General features: G+C 63.6%; 16 protein-coding genes. 8 read left to right on the forward strand and 8 right to left on the reverse strand.

Annotated elements, in window-relative coordinates:
• Positions 1–241: 241 nt before the first annotated feature.
• The 3 genes from ABIE53_RS29165 (at position 242) to ABIE53_RS29175 (ending at position 4,756) form a co-directional block, all read left to right on the forward strand.
• Entirely contained in the window at positions 242–2,635 is a 2,394-nt protein-coding gene (locus ABIE53_RS29165; RefSeq protein ID WP_192698988.1) for a phosphoketolase family protein, read from the forward strand.
• A gap of 12 nt (positions 2,636–2,647) precedes the next feature.
• Complete coding sequence (locus ABIE53_RS29170) at positions 2,648–3,796, forward strand: acetate/propionate family kinase (protein WP_192698987.1); 1,149 nt, start codon at positions 2,648–2,650, stop codon at positions 3,794–3,796.
• Positions 3,797–4,054: 258 nt separating this feature from the next.
• Positions 4,055–4,756, forward strand: coding sequence for a YceH family protein (locus ABIE53_RS29175; protein WP_192698986.1), 702 nt, complete (start codon positions 4,055–4,057; stop codon positions 4,754–4,756).
• Between the two features lie 10 nt (positions 4,757–4,766).
• On the opposite strand, the gene ABIE53_RS29180 is transcribed toward ABIE53_RS29175, so the two are convergent.
• The 3 genes from ABIE53_RS29180 to ABIE53_RS29190 all read right to left on the reverse strand — a co-directional run bounded on the left by ABIE53_RS29180 (position 4,767) and on the right by ABIE53_RS29190 (position 6,978).
• Positions 4,767–5,285 carry an SLATT domain-containing protein gene (locus ABIE53_RS29180; RefSeq protein WP_006047078.1) on the reverse strand — a complete coding sequence of 173 codons (519 nt, stop codon included), beginning with the start codon at positions 5,283–5,285 and terminating at the stop codon, positions 4,767–4,769.
• 92 nt (positions 5,286–5,377) lie between these two features.
• A complete protein-coding gene (locus tag ABIE53_RS29185) occupies positions 5,378–6,643 on the reverse strand; it encodes an acyl-CoA dehydrogenase family protein (protein WP_192698985.1) in 1,266 nt (421 codons plus the stop codon).
• Positions 6,644–6,807: 164 nt separating this feature from the next.
• Complete coding sequence (locus ABIE53_RS29190) at positions 6,808–6,978, reverse strand: hypothetical protein (RefSeq protein ID WP_165919844.1); 171 nt, start codon at positions 6,976–6,978, stop codon at positions 6,808–6,810.
• Between the two features lie 245 nt (positions 6,979–7,223).
• Between ABIE53_RS29190 and ABIE53_RS29195 the strand changes: the two genes are divergently transcribed.
• The gene (locus ABIE53_RS29195) at positions 7,224–7,898 is read left to right on the forward strand and encodes a UdgX family uracil-DNA binding protein (RefSeq protein ID WP_107709786.1); all 675 of its coding nucleotides are present in this window, start codon (positions 7,224–7,226) and stop codon (positions 7,896–7,898) included.
• Between the two features lie 19 nt (positions 7,899–7,917).
• Here the strand turns inward: ABIE53_RS29195 and ABIE53_RS29200 are convergent, their stop codons facing one another.
• Positions 7,918–8,826, reverse strand: coding sequence for a DUF72 domain-containing protein (locus ABIE53_RS29200; RefSeq protein ID WP_114158038.1), 909 nt, complete (start codon positions 8,824–8,826; stop codon positions 7,918–7,920).
• Positions 8,827–8,943: 117 nt separating this feature from the next.
• Between ABIE53_RS29200 and ABIE53_RS29205 the strand changes: the two genes are divergently transcribed.
• On the forward strand, positions 8,944–9,252 hold the full coding sequence (locus tag ABIE53_RS29205) for a DUF6566 family protein (protein ID WP_006047083.1): 309 nt from the start codon (positions 8,944–8,946) through the stop codon (positions 9,250–9,252).
• Positions 9,252–9,761 (forward strand): hypothetical protein, encoded by a 510-nt coding sequence (locus ABIE53_RS29210; protein ID WP_192698984.1) that lies wholly within the window; start codon positions 9,252–9,254, stop codon positions 9,759–9,761. The genes ABIE53_RS29205 and ABIE53_RS29210 overlap by 1 nt, the downstream gene beginning before the upstream one ends.
• Positions 9,762–9,786: 25 nt before the next feature.
• Here ABIE53_RS29210 and nosR read toward each other — a convergent pair whose 3' ends face one another.
• The 4 genes from nosR to ABIE53_RS29230 all read right to left on the reverse strand — a co-directional run bounded on the left by nosR (position 9,787) and on the right by ABIE53_RS29230 (position 13,660).
• On the reverse strand, positions 9,787–11,208 hold the full coding sequence (gene nosR / locus ABIE53_RS29215) for a response regulator c-di-GMP phosphodiesterase, NosR family (protein WP_192698983.1): 1,422 nt from the start codon (positions 11,206–11,208) through the stop codon (positions 9,787–9,789).
• A 63-nt stretch (positions 11,209–11,271) separates the two neighbouring features.
• Positions 11,272–11,874, reverse strand: coding sequence for a chemotaxis protein CheC (locus ABIE53_RS29220; protein ID WP_006047086.1), 603 nt, complete (start codon positions 11,872–11,874; stop codon positions 11,272–11,274).
• The gene (locus ABIE53_RS29225; protein WP_006047087.1) at positions 11,867–12,235 is read right to left on the reverse strand and encodes a response regulator; all 369 of its coding nucleotides are present in this window, start codon (positions 12,233–12,235) and stop codon (positions 11,867–11,869) included. Before ABIE53_RS29225 ends, ABIE53_RS29220 begins: the two co-directional genes overlap by 8 nt.
• Before the next feature lie 9 nt (positions 12,236–12,244).
• Positions 12,245–13,660: an ATP-binding protein gene (locus ABIE53_RS29230; RefSeq protein WP_192698982.1), complete on the reverse strand. Its 1,416-nt coding sequence runs from the start codon at positions 13,658–13,660 to the stop codon at positions 12,245–12,247.
• Between the two features lie 301 nt (positions 13,661–13,961).
• On the opposite strand from ABIE53_RS29230, the gene ABIE53_RS29235 reads away from it, so the two are divergent.
• Together ABIE53_RS29235 and ABIE53_RS29240 are read left to right on the forward strand one after the other, a co-directional pair.
• Positions 13,962–15,104, forward strand: coding sequence for a substrate-binding domain-containing protein (locus tag ABIE53_RS29235; RefSeq protein WP_192698981.1), 1,143 nt, complete (start codon positions 13,962–13,964; stop codon positions 15,102–15,104).
• A 49-nt stretch (positions 15,105–15,153) separates the two neighbouring features.
• A complete protein-coding gene (locus tag ABIE53_RS29240) occupies positions 15,154–16,911 on the forward strand; it encodes an ATP-binding protein (protein WP_192698980.1) in 1,758 nt (585 codons plus the stop codon).
• The last annotated feature ends 2 nt before the right edge of the window (positions 16,912–16,913 follow it).

Genomic DNA, 16,913 nt, shown 5'->3' on the forward strand with positions numbered 1-16,913 from the left:
GTGCAGCGTGGGTGGCGCAGGACTTGCAGCGGGGCGTGCGGCGTGCGGTGATGGTGACGCTTGACCACGCGCAAGCATTTGTCCGCATTCCCGAACCATGATGCGCGCATACGGTCACACCGCAGACGACCGCGCTTCGCAACACGCCTCACCCCCGTCATGTCACGCGCATGACACGCATCGGCAAAACACTTCGCAACGTCCGCTAACCCGCCTGACAGTTCTTACGAGGAGTGATGTCATGGCTGAAGCAATCTCCCGTCCCGCCCCGCCGCAAACTCTCGACCCCGACACGCTGCGCAAGATGGACCGCTACTGGCGCGCATGCAATTACCTGTCCGCCGGCATGATCTATCTGCGCGACAACCCGCTGCTGCGCGAACCGCTGAAGCCGGAGCACATCAAGAATCGTCTGTTGGGACATTGGGGCTCGGACCCTGGACAGAGCTTCCTGCTCGTGCATCTGAACCGGCTCATCAACAAGCTCGACCTGAACATGATCTACATTTCCGGTCCAGGGCACGGCGCACCCGCGACGCTCGCGAACTGTTATCTCGAGGGACATTACTCGGAAATCTATCCGGACCGCAGCGAAGACGAAGCCGGCCTGCGGCGCTTTTTCCGCCAGTTTTCGTTTCCCGGCGGCATCGGCTCGCACTGCACGCCGGAAACGCCGGGCTCCATTCACGAAGGCGGCGAACTCGGCTACAGCCTGTCGCATGGCTATGGTGCGGCGTTCGACAACCCCGACCTGATCGTCGCGGTGATGATCGGCGACGGCGAAGCGGAGACCGGGCCGCTCGCCACGTCATGGCATTCGAACAAGTTTTTGAACCCGGTGCGCGACGGCGCGGTGCTGCCGGTGCTGCATCTGAACGGCTACAAGATCGCGAATCCGACGCTGCTCGCACGCATTCCGCGCGAAGAACTCGAAGCGTTGCTGACCGGTTACGGCCACAAGCCGTATTTCGTCGAAGGCGACGATCCAAACGTCATGCATCAGCAGATGGCCGCGACGCTCGAACAATGCATCGGCGAAATCAGGGCGATCCAGCAACATGCGCGCGCCAGCAACGACACGACGCGTCCGCGCTGGCCGATGATCGTGCTGCGTTCGCCGAAAGGCTGGACCGGTCCGAAAGAAGTGGACGGTCACAAGGTGGAAGGTTCGTGGCGCTCGCACCAGGTGCCCATTGCCGATCCGGCGACCAACAGCAAGAGCCTGAAACTGCTCGAAGGCTGGCTGCGCAGTTACGAGCCCGAGTCGCTGTTCGACGAAAGCGGGCGGCTCGTCGAGGAATTGCGCGAACTCGCGCCGAAGGGCACGCGCCGCATCAGCGCGAATCCGCATGCGAACGGCGGCGTGCTGTGCAAGATGCTCGACATGCCCGTGTTTCGCGACTATGCGGTCGAAGTGAAAAAGCCCGCATCCGCGTACTCGTCGCCCACACAGACGCTCGGCAAATTTTTGCGCGACGTGATGCGCAGGAACATGACCAACTTCCGCGTGTTCGGCCCCGACGAGACAGCGAGCAACAAGCTCACGGCCATCTATGAAGCATCGGACAAGACCTGGCTCGCCGACTTGCAGCCGAACGACGCGGACGGCGGCGCGCTATCGGCGGATGGCCGCGTGATGGAAATGCTGAGCGAACACACGCTCGAAGGCTGGTTCGAAGGTTATGTGCTGACGGGCCGGCATGGTCTCTTCGCGACGTATGAAGCGTTCGTGCATGTGATCGATTCGATGTTCAACCAGCACGCAAAGTGGCTCGAAAAAGCCAAGCGCGAACTCGGCTGGCGCCAGCCAGTGCCGTCGATCAACCTGCTCATCACTTCGCTTGTATGGCGTCAGGATCACAACGGCTTCACGCATCAGGACCCCGGCTTTCTGGACGTCGTGACGAATAAAAGCCCGGACGTGGTGCGCATTTATCTGCCGCCCGACGCAAACTGTCTGTTGAGCGTGGCAGATCACTGCCTGCGTTCGCGCGATTACGTGAACGTGATCGTGTCGGACAAGCAGCCGCATCTGGAGTATCTCGACATGGATGCGGCCGTCACGCATTGCACGAAGGGCATCGGCATCTGGGATTGGGCGTCGACCGACCAGGGCGCCGAGCCGGATGTGGTGATCGCGTGCGCGGGCGACATCGCGACAATGGAGGCGCTCGCCGCCGTGCAGCTCCTGAAAGGGCATTTCGCTGATCTGAAAATCCGCTTCGTCAACGTCGTCGATCTGTTCCGGCTGATGCCCGAGCATGCGCATCCACACGGCCTGTCGAGCCGCGATTTCGATTCGCTGTTTACGACGAGCAAGCCGGTGATTTTCAACTTCCATTCGTATGCGTCGCTGGTTCACAAGCTGACGTATAACCGCACGAATCACGACAACCTGCACGTGCACGGTTATCACGAGAAGGGCAACATCAACACGCCGCTCGAACTCGCGATCATCAATCAGGTAGACCGCTTTTCGCTCGCCATCGACGTGATCGATCGCGTGCCGAAGCTGCGCGGCGTCGGCGATCACGCGAAGGAATGGCTGCGCGGGCAGATCATCGAGCATCTCGCCTATGCGCATGCCGAGGGCATCGACAAGGAAGAAATCCGCAACTGGACGTGGAAAGACTGAGCGAGGCGCGCCATGAACACGCAGCACGGCGCTTCGCCGCCAACCATTCTCGTGCTGAACAGCGGATCGTCATCGCTGAAGTTCGGGCTGTTCGCGCATTCGGGCGACGACGAATCGCTGCTGCTCGAAGGCAGCGCGCAAGGCATCGGCCGCGGCGACGGCAGCCTGCGCATTGCTGCGCCGGACGCACGCGTGCTGGTGCACGAGCAGCATGTGCTGGAATCGCAGACCGATGCGTTGCAAAAGCTCTCGGCCGTGCTTGCCGCTCAGCACTATGCGCAGCCAACGGCGGTCGGGCATCGCGTGGTGCATGGCGGGCCGCATCTGCGCACGCATCAGCGGCTCACGCCCGAGGTGCGCCGCCGTTTGCAGGATGCCGTGCATTTTGCGCCGCTGCATATTCCGCCGGCGCTTGCGTTGATCGACGAGGCGCAGACCATCTTCGGCGACGCCGGGCATTTTGCCTGCTTCGACACCGCGTTTCATGCGACGCTGCCGCCGCGCGCGGCGCAGCTCGCGTTGCCGCGCCGTTATGCGGATGCCGGCGTGATTCGCTATGGATTTCACGGGCTTTCGTACGAATCGCTCGTCGCGCAACTGGGCGCGGCGCTGCCGCCGCGCGCGGTGTTCGCGCATCTCGGCAACGGTTCGAGCGTGTGCGCGTTGCGCGACGGACGATCGATCGATACGTCGATGGGCATGACGCCGACCGGCGGCGTGCCGATGGGCACGCGCTGCGGCGACCTCGATCCGGGCGTGTTGCTGTATCTGATGCGGGTGGAAAAGCTCGACGCCGACGCGCTCGAAACGCTGCTGAACCGGCACAGCGGTCTGGCCGGTTACGCCGATGGCGAGAGCGACATGCAGGCGCTCGAACAACGCGCGGCGGCCGGCGACGCGAATGCGTCCCTCGCGCTCGACGCGTTCGCCACGGCGGTGCGCAAGACCATCGGCGGATATGCGGCTTTGCTGGGCGGCATCGATCTATTGGTGTTCACCGGGGGCATTGGCGAGCATAGCGCGGAGATTCGCAAGCGCATTTGCGAGGGACTGGGGTTTCTTGGCCTTCGGGAGGGCGATGCTTCGGGCAAGGTGAGGGCGGTTCATACGGAAGAGGAGAAACAGATTGCGAGGCATTGCCGTGCGTTGTTGCGTGGGTGATGCACCCACTGCGAGCGACACGGCGCTCACGCGCAGGACCGGCTGCAAACGCATAGGCGTTGAATACTCCATGTGAAAAAGCAGAAAGCCAGGCAGGCGACATGCCCAGCGGCGCGCGATACGACCCGCTGCGGCGAGATAGATGCACCGCCGGCGCCCAGGCCGTTTATCATAGTGCCCACAACCAGAAAAGTGCCGCCGCGCTGAGCGCGGCAAGGCGTTTCACCGATCACCACGGCAGCCATGCCGCTACACCACATGAATTCGACTCCCGATGTTCCCTCCCGTCCTTCGATCCGCGCGTTGACGCTGCTCGAGGGGCGCGTGCTTGGCGTGCTCGTCGAAAAACAGCACACGGTGCCCGACAGTTATCCGCTTTCGCTCAACGCACTGACGTTGGGCTGCAACCAGAAGACCGGCCGCTCGCCGGTGCTGAACGCGACCGAAGCCGAAGTGCTGACCGCGCTCGACGGCCTCAAGCGGCTCAGCCTCGTCATGGAGGGCAGCAGCAGCCGCGTGCCGCGCTTCGAGCACAACATGAATCGCGTGCTTGGATTGCCGAGTCAATCGGCTGCGTTGCTCACCACGTTGCTGCTGCGCGGCCCGCAGACGGCCGCGGAATTGCGTTTGAACAGCGCGCGCTTTCATGGATTCGCCGATATTTCGTCGGTCGAGGCGTTTCTCGACGAACTCGCCGCGAACGATCCGCCGCGCGTCGTCAGACTGCCTCGCACGCCAGGCGAGCGCGAACATCGCTGGATGCATTTGCTGTGCGGCGAAGTGAACCTGAGCGAGTTCGCGCAGCCGGGCGGCAGCGCGGACGAAAGCGTGCCGCTCTCCGCGTTCGAGGCGCTGAAAGCCGAGCAAAAAAGACTCGCCGACGAAGTCAGCCGGCTTCAGGTGGTGGTGCGGCGCATGGCCGCCGAACTGGGCATCGACGCGAACGATCTAGATGCGTGAGCTTTGACGCTCAGGTGTCGGTGCCGCGGCGCGGATCGGTGGATAACGCACGCTGCGTGCGATAGAAATTGCGCGGCGGCACATTCGGCGAGTCTTGTGCGAGCCGGTCAAGCTCGTCGCGAATAGCGGTCAGATAGTGGCCGTCGCGCGCGTCGGGGTCGCCCGCGAAAACCGATTCGAGACGCCGCCGCACCGCGCCATAACGCGCGCCCGCCGCGCGATGTTTTTCGGCGCGTTCCGCATACCGCAGATACGTTTGCAGCGCCGCCGACACCGCGGCAACCACGCTCACGAGCCCGACCAGCATCCTGACCTCGAACGAAACGGCGCTCGAATTCAGCGAGGCAAACACGGCCGTGCCCACGAACGCGGCCAGCACAGTGACGAGCCAGCCCATCTGCCGGTCGCGCGCGGACAGCAGATCGGCCATGTCGTAGTGACTCATCTGGGATTCGCGCGCGCGTCGGATCCATTTCAGCAGAAGCTGCTGTTCGTCGACGGGCGGCTCGTAGGCAGGCAGATTCTTCATGGGGCTCGTCAGGGCAGTGGCGTGCCGCGCTCCGCGCGCGTGCACCGATGACGTTACTGTGCCACAGAAGGCGCGGCCTGGAGCCGCGCGTGTCACGCCGCCTGCGCGGCCGGCCGCGCTATGCCGAAGCGCTCATTGTGCGGCCTGCCGTTCAGATAGAAGTCGCCGATGGCTGCCTCGCGGATGATCGCCGGATTGTGCGACGCGAGCACGCGCGCATTGCGCCAGTAGCGGTCGAAGCGCCGCGTTTCGCTCGTCGCCGATGCGCCGCCCACTTCGAACAGCAGCGTCGCGGCCTGCAACGTTTGCTCGATGGCGATCTGCTGCGCCTGGAAGGTCTGGATGTCGAGCCGGAAATAGGTCTCTTCGGTCGTGCGGCCTTCGTGCCGTGCGACGAGCACTTCATCGATCGCGCGTGCGAGCGATGCACTGATGCTTTGCGTCGAATAGGCGAGGCTCGCGAGCCGGCCCACGACGCGTTGCACGAGCGGATTGTCGCGCGGACTCGATTCGCCTGGGATACCGAAGGTTCGCGTTTTTGCCTGCGCGAAGGCGACGGCGTCGCGCAGCGCGGCACGGCTAATGCCGGCCAGATTCGCGATATGCAGCGCCTGATAGTACGACGTGAGCACGCTGTTGCGGCGCGGCGCCGACGCGTCATAGCGCCGGTACACGTTCTCGCGCGAGATGGGCACATGATTAAAGCGCGTGGTGCCGCTGCCCGTCAGGCGCTGGCCGAAACCGTCCCAATCGTCGATACGTTCGAGACCCGGCGTGTCGGTCTTGACGAGCACGCGCAGGTCGCTTTCGCCGTCGTACGCGGTGACGTCGACCCAGTCCGCGTAGAGCGTGCCGGTGGTGTAGTACTTCTCTCCGTCGAGATGCCACGCGCCGTCGGTCTGCGTGAGACGCAGGCTGTTGTTGGTGACGGCGGTGCGTTCGGCCACGGCGCCGCCGATGATCTGCCCTTGCGCGACGCGCGTGAGCCAGCGGTCGCGCAACGCGTCGTCGCCATATTCCAGCAGTGATTCAATGAAGCCGCCATGCACGCGCAGGATTTGCGGCAGGTTCGAATCCGCTTCGCCGAGGCGCGTGACGAGGCCGAGGAACTCGCTCAGCGACACGCCTTCGCCGCCGTATTGCGCCGGTACGCGCAGCTTCGTATAGCCGGCTTCGCGCAGCCATTCGACAGGTTCGTAGGCAAGCTCGCGATGCCGTTCGCGATGCACCGCGCCTTCTGCGATGCGCGCGAACACGGGCGCGAAGCGGCGCGTCAGCGCGTTGTCGTCAAAAAGTTGCGCGGCATCGGCAAGGCCGGCCGCATGCGGCGGGTTGTCGTGTGAAGAGGGCGCGGACATGGGTTCTCCGTATGGGACGCGCAATGCGCAATCCGGCAACGGTAAGACATACGGCGCGCGGGGAGCAACGAAGGATTTCGCTGATTCTTAGCAGGGAGAGAGGAATGGATTTAGTGCGTGCATGGACGGCACGCGCTGTGGACGCGTGCGCAAGTCCACTCCTGTCACGACCGATCCCGATTGCGCGCTCTCGTCGCACCGGTGATGACCGCGATGCCGAACAGAATCACGGCCACGATCGCGATGATGTGCTGCGCGACGTGCAGCGCCATCAATCCCCACGCGACGCCGCCGATAAAAATGATCCATCCGACCAGGTATATAAGCAGGGTCATCGTTTTGCTCCTTCTGTTGTCGGCTCATGGCGCCGGTTGCCCGCCGTGAAAAATTTACCGTGCGCTCCGATGGTTGCCTATGACGCCGCTAACGCAAGGGCCATCGGCAGGCTTATTCCCAAGCACATTGCGCGCCTGGCTTCGTGATGCAGTGCGTGGCCAATCGTCGGAACGCGGCTTGCTTGCTTCGCGTGCATATCCGCCCCATGCAAAAACGCGAAGCGAGCAGCGCAACGCGACGAACTATGGTTACCACGAAGCGCACACCGAAGCGCACACCCAAGCGCCCATCATCCACGGAAGGCGAAGAGCCCGCCGCGCCCGAGGTCGATCCCGACCAGCATCCCGCGACGCTCGACGATTGCCGCCGCTGTCCGCTCTGGGCCAATGCGACCCAAGGCGTGCCGGGCGCCGGTCCACGCCGCGCGCCGATCATGATGGTCGGCGAGCAGCCGGGCGATAAGGAGGATCTGCAAGGCTTGCCGTTTGTCGGACCAGCCGGCGCGTTGCTCGATGACGCGCTCGTCGAAGCCGGCGTCGGTCGCAAGGAAGTCTATGTGACGAACGCGGTGAAGCATTTCAAATGGACGCCGCGCGGCAAGCGCCGCATGCATAAAACGCCGGGGCAACGCGAGGTGGACGCGTGCCGCTACTGGCTCGATCAGGAACTCGAGAGCGTCGGCGCTCACGTGATCGTCGCATTGGGCGCGACCGCGCTGAAGGCCGTGCTCGAAGATCCGAAGTCGCGCTTGCAGGATTCAATCGGCAAGGTCATCGAACATGGCGACCGGCTCGTGGTCGCGACGTATCATCCTTCGTTCGCCTTGCGTGCGCCCGATCCCGAGACGCGTCATCGCGCGTATGCAGCGATCGTCGCCGCGCTGCAGGACGCGAAAAAACTCGCGCAGCGGCGCAAATAGAAGCGGGCGTGGCGTGCTCTCACGCCGCCGCTTGCTGCGCGTGCAGCCCGAGGCGCTCCATCAATCGTTGCGCGTCGAACGGTGCGTTGGTTTTGGCGTCGTTGTCGAAATAGCAGTACACGTCACGCGTTTGCGCGCGAGGCGGCTGCAGGGCCGGCGCGGCGAGACGCGCGTCGGCGGGCTGCGAACCCTGGCTCCACGATTCGATTCTGCGCGCCCATCGTTCGAGCGCCGCATCGGAGTACTCGCCAGAATACTTGGTCTCGGTGCCGTGCAGACGGATGTAGACGAAGCCCGCGCTGAGATCCTCGAACTGCGGCCATGCCTCAGTCGAATCCGACACGACGAGCGCGACCTTGTGACGACGCAGCAGCTTCACGAACGCGGGGTCGACGAAACTGTCGTGACGCACTTCAATCGCGTGACGCAATTTGCGTTTGCGGTCGATCTCCACATACGGCGTCTTCACGCGCTGATCGTGCTGTTGCGCGAGCGCGAGCGCCGCTTCGGTATCGCGCGGCAGCAGGCTCAGGAAGCGCTCCATGTGCTCAGGATCGAAACGCAACGACGGTGGAAATTGCCACAGTATCGGCCCGAGCTTGTCCTTCAGCGCGAGCAGTCCCTGCGCGAAAAAATTCGCGCACGCGACGGTGGCTGTCTCGTCGCGAAAGCGCAGAAGGTGCGTCAGATAGCGCGCGCCTTTCACGCTGAAAACAAAACCGGGTGGCGTTTCCGCGTACCAGTGCTGCCAACTGTCGAGCGATTGCAGGCTGTAGTGCGTACCGTTGATTTCGATCGTCTGCATGAGGCCCGATGCGTACTGCAACTCGCTGTCCTGCTTCAGGCCCTTCGGATAGAACGTCCCGCGCCACCCTTTGTAGCGCCAGCCTGAAATGCCGATGTGAATCTCGCCGGATGTGCTTTTCACGTCGATGCCCAAATGTCTGACGTCTGTCTATGACCCTGGGGCGCAGCAAGGGTTGTGCCATCGGACGGCACGCACGTTGCTGCATCCGCCGTATCGGACGATGCATTGGAGGCACGCATGGCAGGCACGGATTTCCGCAGCACGGACCTCGAGACGCAAAGCGACGGCACGATGCGCGTGACGCATCGCGGCGTGGATATCGTCGTCAGTGCGAAGCAGAACGATCGGGGCGCCTGGGTCGCGCGAATCGACGCGTCCGTGGACGGCAAGCCGTTCGCGCTGCCCGACGTCGAACCGGTCACACCGGAATGGACGACGCATGCCGAGGCGTTACGCGATGGCGTCGAGCGCGGCTGCTATCTGGTCGAGCGAAGCAAGGCCGGACACGGCCTCGAAGATTCAGCGCACGGATCGGGAGGCGACTGATGAACCGTCTCGCCAATCTCGTGTGCCGCGCGACGGTGTCGGGTACCGCAGCGGGCAGCGCCGCAGCCGTCGCGGCCGCCGCGCGAGCGCGCGCCGACGGCAGCACGCCGTACGCGCCGCTCAACGCCGTCACGCATTGCTTGTGGCCGCGCCGCGCGTTCAGCGAAACGGGTCCGAGCGCGCGCTTCACGCTGACGGGTCTCGCGATCCATCAGGCGTCGGCGATTTTTTGGGGCGTGCTGTTCGAAGGATTACTGGACCGCTGGCAGTGCCATGTAAAACGCCGCGCCGGTGTCGCGGACATCGCGGCGAGTGCGGTTACGACTGCGGCCGTCGCTTATACCGTCGACTATCACATGGTGCCGCGCCGTCTCACGCCCGGCTTTGAAGCGCATCTGACGAAGCGCTCGATGTTCTACGTGTATGCGGCGCTCGCAGCAGGTTTCGCGGCCGCCGCGCTGTGCCGCGGCAACGGCAATGGCAACAGCAACAGCAACAGCAACGAATGAGCTGACGTGACCTCATCCGGCCCGCTCACGCCACTTCCGCTTTCCGCACCTCCGCCGCGCGCTCGACCAGAATCACGAACGGCTCGCCCTCGTGGATTTCATAGCGGCGAATCTGCGTGACCTGCTCGGCGGACAGCACCTTGCCCTTGGTCATCAGCAGCGTGCCGCGCGACGTGCGCAGATCGTCGGCGAGTTTCATGCCTTCCTTCAGATGCGATGCGTCGACGCGGTCGGGCACGCCTTCCGGCGTCAATTCCGCGTGCTTCATCAGCAACTCGATGTACTTCTCCGCAATCGCCGGATCGTAACGAATGCCGCTTTGCGCGCGCACGGTCGAGATGATCTGCGCGTCGTTCATCTTTTGCGGCGCAATCACGCCGATGCGCAGATCTTCCGCATCGCGCGCCAGCGCAAGCACGCGAGCCCCGAGCGGAATCAGGCCGCCGAGCAGGCCATCCGGCGTGCCGCGTCCGTCGTAACGTTCATACTGATGGCGAATCATCGCCTGCACGCCGCTCAGTTGCGAGACGGGCGTGAGCGCCATCTGCCCATGCAACGGATGAAGCTGATAGAGCTTCGCTTCCTGCGGCTGCAGCTTGGCGATAGGCGTCTTCAGCAGCGCATCGGGCAGAAACAGCTTGCCGATGCCGTGCAGCAAGCCCGCCATCAGCAGTTCATTGCACGCGTAGTCGCTCAGGCCGAGCGCGGCGCCGAGCTGTCTTGCCGTCTCGCCGATTCGCGCCGAATGGCCGGGCAGCCCGCAGCGCATTTCGACCATGTTCGCGCAGACCTTCACCATCGTCAGGAAGTTGCTTTTGAGGTCTTGTTGCGCGCCTTCGAGAAACATCACGGTCTGACGTATTTCCTCGGTGCGTGCATCGACCTCGCGCTCGAGTTCCATGTTGAACGACGAGAGCTTCTCGTTCTGTTCCTGCAACAGCGCGGCGAGCCGTTCGGTCTTGCGTTGCAGCGCGAGCTGTTCGAGCGCGCGCTGGATCGTGAGCAGCAGATCCTGGTCGTCCCACGGCTTGTGCAGATAGTGATAGACGTGGCCTTCGTTGACCGCGCGCACGACCGCATCGACTTCGGAATAGCCGGTGAGCAGAATGCGGATCGCGTCGGGCGCCATGCTGCGCGAGCGCGACAGAAACTCCGCGCCGTCCATGTTCGGCATGCGCATGTCGGAAATGATCACGTCGACGCGCGCCGATTCGAGCAGCGTGAGCGCTTCGGCGCCGCTGTTCGCGCTCAGCACCTCGTACTTCAGCGGGCGCAGCAGGCGTTTGAGCGACGAGATCACGCCGGGCTCGTCGTCGACGAGCAGCAGTGTCGGGACTGGCGCGGGCGCTGCATCCGCAACGGCATCGAAAGAAGCCAGCGGTGTTTGCTGCGCCGGTTCATCGCGAGCGGGCTCGATGGAATTGCCGGTTGCCTGAAGCTCAGCCATGATTAACCTCGTGGTTAGCGCAAATAACAGCGCGTTTTACAGCGCGCTTTGCATCGGCCCGCATTACAGCGCTTCCAGAAAGTGGTCGAGCGCTTCCTTCATTCCGCGGATCGCCGCATCCGGCAGCAACAGCACCATGCGCGCGCCGAAGCCGCCTTGCTCGAGCGTGAAGTGAATCTCGAGCAGCAGCGCGACGTCCCAGCGTCCGCCGGGCAGCAGTCCGTCCTGCGTCTTCGTCGCACAAGGCAACAGCGTCGGCTGCGAGAAGCAGATGTGCCGCCCCAACTGCTCGAACACGCTTTGCACGCAGGCGCCGACCAGCAGGTTCGTGATGTCGCACAACACTTCGACTTCGGTGTCGGGCTCGCCGACGTCATGACCCATCAGTTGTTGCAGTTCGCGCTGGCCGTCCTTGCCGACCAGCACGATCGCCTCGCCGGATATGTCGGATTGAAACGCCTGGCGCACCGGCCGCAATTCGCTGTCGTCCTGTGCGCCGAGCGCGACGCGCAATTGCTCGACGCCGACGACGCGGATATTCGGCACCGACAGCGTGACGAAAGCGCCCAGCAGTTTGGCCAGTGCGGCGGCGGCCTTGCCCATGCCGACGTTGCAGATCTCCTGCAACGCGTCGCGCTGGTCTTCGTTCAGAAACTGTTCATTCATGGAGACCGTACTCCGCGAGAATCGGCCGGATCGCTTCGGGCGATACCGGCTTGGAAATGAAGCCGATCGCGCCGAGCGACTTCGCGCGCTCGACGGCGCCGCACTGCACGTCCGCCGACACGACGATCACAAACGTATCGAGGCCCTCGTGCTGGATCGCTTCGAGCACCTGAAAGCCGTTCATGACGGGCATCGTCAGATCGAGAAACATCACGGCGCCCTTGCCGGCGCGATACAGCTCGAGCGCGGCCGCGCCGTCCGACGCCTGGGTGATCTCGATGTCCCACTCCTCGGGCAGCGAGCGGATCAATAGTTTGCGGGCGAGTGTCGAATCGTCGACAACGAGTACAGGCAATGGCATAGGTCTACCTCATGTGGCTGCCGGCGACTGCGCCGGCAACGCGATTGCATCGAGCGAACCGCTTTGCGCGAGCGCTTCGGTGTTGCTGTCTTCAGGCTGCGCTCCGTCGACGGGCAGCGTGACGCGGAAGGTGGTGCCTTCGCCGATGGTGCTCGCCACGGAGATCGTGCCGCGATGCGCGTTGACGATTCCATAGGTCACCGACAAACCGAGGCCGGTCCCCTGGCCCACGGGTTTCGTCGTAAAGAACGGATCGAAAATGCGCTTCAACAGTTCGGGCGGGATGCCGCAGCCCATGTCGGCGACTTCGAACCACACGCGCGACGGGTCGGCCGCATCCATGCCAGTGCGCACGGTGATGGTGCCGCGCGGCGCGCCGTGCTGCTCGTGATTGCCGCCGTAAGCCTGCGCCGCGTTCACGACCAGGTTGAGCACGACCTGGCTGATCTGCGACGGAATGCAGCGCACGAATGGAATCTCCGCGTATTCGCGCACGAGATGCGCGCAGTACTTCACTTCGTTATGGACGATGTTCAGCGTCGACTCGATGCAGCGATGAATGTCCGCGAGTTCCCATACCTGCGTGCTGTCCACGCGTGAGAAGTCGCGCAGATCGACCACGATGGTGCGCACGCGCGCGAGTCCTTCCTTCGATTCGTGCACGAGCGTCGGTGCGTCGCCGAGCAGATAGTCGAGGTCCGCCTGTTCCGCGAGCGCCTCGATGTCATGCTTCAGTGCGGGCGCGGCTTCGCTCACCATGCGTTGAACGTCGGCGGCATAGCGGATCAGCGTCTTCACGTAGCCGTCGAGCGTATTCAGGTTCGACAGCACGAAGCCGACCGGATTGTTGATCTCGTGCGCGACGCCCGCCGCGAGTTGACCGATCGCGGCCAGCTTTTCCGATTGCAGCAATTGCTGATGCGCATGGGCGAGCGCATCGTTGAGCGAAGTAAGCTGCTGGTTGCGCACGGTCAACTCGGCCAGCGCGTTCGTGACCGCTTTCTCGCGGTCCTGAAGCTCGCCGTACGCAATGCACACGTCGGTCGTATCGACGATCGCGACGCCGACCGCGACCACTTCGCCGCGGCTGTTCTCGATCGGAATGAAGTTGCAGTTCTGGCGCATCGCGTCGATCGTGCCCGTGATCGGACGCGAATGCTCGAAGCGAAACAGATACGGCCGATGTTCCCACGACGAATAAGCCGGCGTGCCCAGCACGAACACGCCTTCGATCTTTCTGCTGAGCCACTGCCGCGGCAATTCGGGAAACACGTCGAGCAGGTTCTGGCCGACCACAGATTCGGCCGAACGCCCGCTATGCGATTGCATGAAGCGATTCCACGTCAGGATGCGTAAGTCGCGATCCACGGTGAAGACACCGCAGTTCACGCGCTCGACAATAGCTTCCGACAGACTGGTTTTCACCGAAGAAATGGCCCGTGAAAAGACAAAGCATGCGGCGCTCTCTTCGCCGCCATGAATGAATTAACGGAACGTAAGGGGCGCGCGCGGAGCGGTATTTACCCTGGGCCAAAGCGCATGCAACGTGGCGCAAAAGCGCAACCGCAACACCAACCGCAATGCAAGGGTTTCCCGTAATGCATGGCGTATCAAGCAGGCCGCGAATCCGCCGTTAACACGAGCAAGAGGAATGTCTCGCCTCGCGCGCTCCGCATTGAGGAGAGCGCGAGGCGATGACGCATCGTTCGGCATATCGGGAGAATTCATGCATTCACGCCTTGGGCTCACGGCCGCGTTGCTCGTGCTCTGCGGCCTGTGCATGCGTCCCGTGTGCGGACAGAGCGCGCCGCAGCCCGCTCATCGCGCGACAGCCGACACCGCGCTCGACCTCGCCGCGATGCAGCGCGCCGTGGATAGCGCGAGCGAACCGGCGTTGCATTGGAGCGGCCCGAAGTCCGGACCGTCGGCGGTGCCCGGCGCGAGCATCGCGATCATCAGCGAGGACCTGCGTAACGGCGGCGTGCTGGGCGTCGCGAAAGGCATCAAGGAAGCCGCCAACGCGATCGGTTGGAATACGCGTGTCTACGATGCGCGCGGAACCGCCGAAGGCCGCAGCAAGGCCGTTGCCGCGGCGCTCTCATTGCAGCCGGACGGCGCGATCCTCGTCGGCGTCGACGCGGGCGAGATGAAGCAGGACTTACAGCCGTTCGCCGCGCGCCGCATTCCGCTCGTCGGCTGGCATGTCGGGCCAATTGCAGGCGCAATGACGAACAGTCCGGTCGCGATGAACGTGTCGACCAATCCGCTCGACGTCGCGCGCCTCACGGCGATGGCCGCGGTGATTCAGTCAGGCGCGCGCGCGGGCGTCGTGGTGTTTACCGACGGCAATTTCCAGATCGCAAGCGCGAAGGCGCAAGCCATGCTTGACGTGATTCGCGCATGCCGCGATTGCCGTCTGCTTGCGGTGCGCGATGTGGCGATTTCGAAAAGCGCCGAGCAGATGCCCGCGGTCACCGACGAACTGCTCGCGCAATACGGCAAGAGCTGGAACTACGCGCTCGCGATCAACGACATCTACTTCGACTACGCGGCGCCCGCGCTCACGCGCGCGGGCAACATGGGCCGCGGCCTGAGCATGCTGTCCGCGGGCGACGGCAGCGCGGCCGCTTTCCTGCGCATTCAGGCCGGCACGTTCCAGACCGGCACGGTCGCCGAGCCGCTCAACTTTCAAGGCTGGCAACTCGTCGACGAATTGAATCGGCTGCTCGCGCATCAGCCGGTGACGGGTTATGTGTCGCCGGTGCATCTGGTGACGGCCGCAAACATCGCGTTCGATGGCGGATTGCAAGGGCAGTTCGATCCTGGCAACGGCTATCGCAACCTGTATCGCGGCATCTGGAAGCGATAAAGGCGATGAACGCGCCGATGAACAAAACAACGCACCCGGAGCGCAGTTCATGCGACTAGCGGCGAGACGCCTGAAGCTGTTGCCGCGCTCATTGCGCCGGCAGTTCACGCTGGCGACGGTCGTGCTCACGCTCCTGATCGCGACGAGCGGCCTGACCGCCGTCTACACGCTGCGGGTGGCGACCAACGAGACGCGCCTGCTCGCCACCGGCGAACTCACGCGCATGCAGGCCGCCGACACGCTGGTGCAGCACACGTTGCTGATCGAGCGCGAATCGGCGCGGCTCGCGAGCACCGGTTCGCTCGATGCAATGCGTGCGAGTTACGCGGACATCATCAGGCAACTGCAACTATTCGACCGCCTGTCGGACCGGCTCGCCGCCGCCAATGACGACGACGTCAGCGTGCTCGACCTTCATCAGGCGAGCCAGTTGTTTCGCAACACGGTGAACATCGTCGCGCAGTTGCGCGAGAGCGAGTTGAGCGCGGCGATTGCGCATGCGCCTAACGTGGCGGATAAAAACAGCACGGCCGCGCGAGCCGATTCGCAAACCCTCGCTTCACGCGATCGATTCAGCGACGGCCTGCGTCAGCAAGCGAGCGCAATGGTCGCCTCGGCGCAGCTTCAATCCGACCGATGCACGCAGGAGTTTCAGCAGGCCGTGCAGCGGCTCGCGGCGACATCCGCGCGACACGAGCGCTGGATTACCGGCCTCGTCGCCGTGAGCCTGCTGTTTGCGTGGCTCGTCGCGCATGCGTTTCTCGGCAAGCATGTGCTCGCGCGGCTCGAAGTGGTCAGCAGCAATCTGCGCAGCGGCGACCCGGCCGATGAGCAGCACGTCTCGCGCATCGTCAAGGGCCGCGACGAGATCGGCGAAATGGCGCGCGCCGTCGAACAGTTCCAGGACGACCGGCGCCAGCTTGCGCATGCGTACGCCGCGCTGCGTGAAGAAAAGGCGCGTCAGGAAGCGCTCATCAACGAGCTTGCGCAAGCGCATAGCCAGTTGTTGCAGTCGGAAAAGCTCGCGTCGATTGGTCAGCTTGCCGCGGGCGTTGCGCATGAGATCAACAATCCGGTTGGCTTTGTGAATGCCAACCTCGGCACGCTGCAACGCTATATGGCGGATTTGTTGACCGCGCTCGCCGCTTATGAGCGCAGCGAGGCCGAGCTGATTGCGGAGTCGCGGGCCGCGCTCATCGAACTGAAGCGCGAGATCGACATCGACTATCTGCGCAGCGATATTCCGACGCTGCTCTCCGAATCCGTGGAAGGCTTGCAGCGAGTCAAGCGCATCGTGCAGGGCTTGAAGGACTTTTCGCACGTCGACAAGGCCGAGAAGCAGTGGGCCAATCTCGAGAGCAATCTCGACACGACGATCAACATCGTCTGGAATGAGCTGAAGTACAAGGCCGAGTTAAAGCGCGAGTTCGGCGCGATTCCCGAGCTCGAATGCATTCCGTCGCAACTCAACCAGGTCTTCATGAATCTGCTGATGAACGCGGCGCAATCCATCGAAGGGCATGGGCACATCGTCGTGCGCACAGGTCATGACGAAACGAGCGTATGGATCGAAGTGGAAGACAGCGGACAGGGCATCAAGCCGGAACATCGCGACCGCATCTTCGATCCGTTTTTCACGACGAAACCGGTCGGCACAGGCACGGGGCTCGGCTTGTCGATTTCGTATGGCATCGTCAGGAAGCAGGGCGGGCGCATCGAGGTGCGCTCCGAAGTTGGGCACGGCTCGACCTTCAGAGTGGTGCTGCCGAAGAGTCCTGAAGAAGCGCTGGCCGCAAGCGCAGAATAGCC

Origin of the sequence: Paraburkholderia sp. OAS925, assembly GCF_040543975.1 — a bacterium.
In the GTDB taxonomy this organism is placed as follows: domain Bacteria; phylum Pseudomonadota; class Gammaproteobacteria; order Burkholderiales; family Burkholderiaceae; genus Paraburkholderia; species Paraburkholderia graminis.

Excerpts from the sequence above, each read along its gene's own strand:
- ABIE53_RS29165 (WP_192698988.1), top strand. The coding sequence starts at position 242 with ATGGCTGAAGCAATCTCCCGTCCCGCCCCGCCGCAAACTCTCGACCCC.
- ABIE53_RS29170 (WP_192698987.1), top strand. The coding sequence starts at position 2,648 with ATGAACACGCAGCACGGCGCTTCGCCGCCAACCATTCTCGTGCTGAAC.
- ABIE53_RS29175 (WP_192698986.1), top strand. The coding sequence starts at position 4,055 with ATGAATTCGACTCCCGATGTTCCCTCCCGTCCTTCGATCCGCGCGTTG.
- ABIE53_RS29180 (WP_006047078.1), bottom strand. The coding sequence starts at position 5,285 with ATGAAGAATCTGCCTGCCTACGAGCCGCCCGTCGACGAACAGCAGCTT.
- ABIE53_RS29185 (WP_192698985.1), bottom strand. The coding sequence starts at position 6,643 with ATGTCCGCGCCCTCTTCACACGACAACCCGCCGCATGCGGCCGGCCTT.
- ABIE53_RS29190 (WP_165919844.1), bottom strand. The coding sequence starts at position 6,978 with ATGACCCTGCTTATATACCTGGTCGGATGGATCATTTTTATCGGCGGC.
- ABIE53_RS29195 (WP_107709786.1), top strand. The coding sequence starts at position 7,224 with ATGGTTACCACGAAGCGCACACCGAAGCGCACACCCAAGCGCCCATCA.
- ABIE53_RS29205 (WP_006047083.1), top strand. The coding sequence starts at position 8,944 with ATGGCAGGCACGGATTTCCGCAGCACGGACCTCGAGACGCAAAGCGAC.
- ABIE53_RS29210 (WP_192698984.1), top strand. The coding sequence starts at position 9,252 with ATGAACCGTCTCGCCAATCTCGTGTGCCGCGCGACGGTGTCGGGTACC.
- nosR (WP_192698983.1), bottom strand. The coding sequence starts at position 11,208 with ATGGCTGAGCTTCAGGCAACCGGCAATTCCATCGAGCCCGCTCGCGAT.
- ABIE53_RS29220 (WP_006047086.1), bottom strand. The coding sequence starts at position 11,874 with ATGAATGAACAGTTTCTGAACGAAGACCAGCGCGACGCGTTGCAGGAG.
- ABIE53_RS29225 (WP_006047087.1), bottom strand. The coding sequence starts at position 12,235 with ATGCCATTGCCTGTACTCGTTGTCGACGATTCGACACTCGCCCGCAAA.
- ABIE53_RS29235 (WP_192698981.1), top strand. The coding sequence starts at position 13,962 with ATGCATTCACGCCTTGGGCTCACGGCCGCGTTGCTCGTGCTCTGCGGC.
- ABIE53_RS29240 (WP_192698980.1), top strand. The coding sequence starts at position 15,154 with ATGCGACTAGCGGCGAGACGCCTGAAGCTGTTGCCGCGCTCATTGCGC.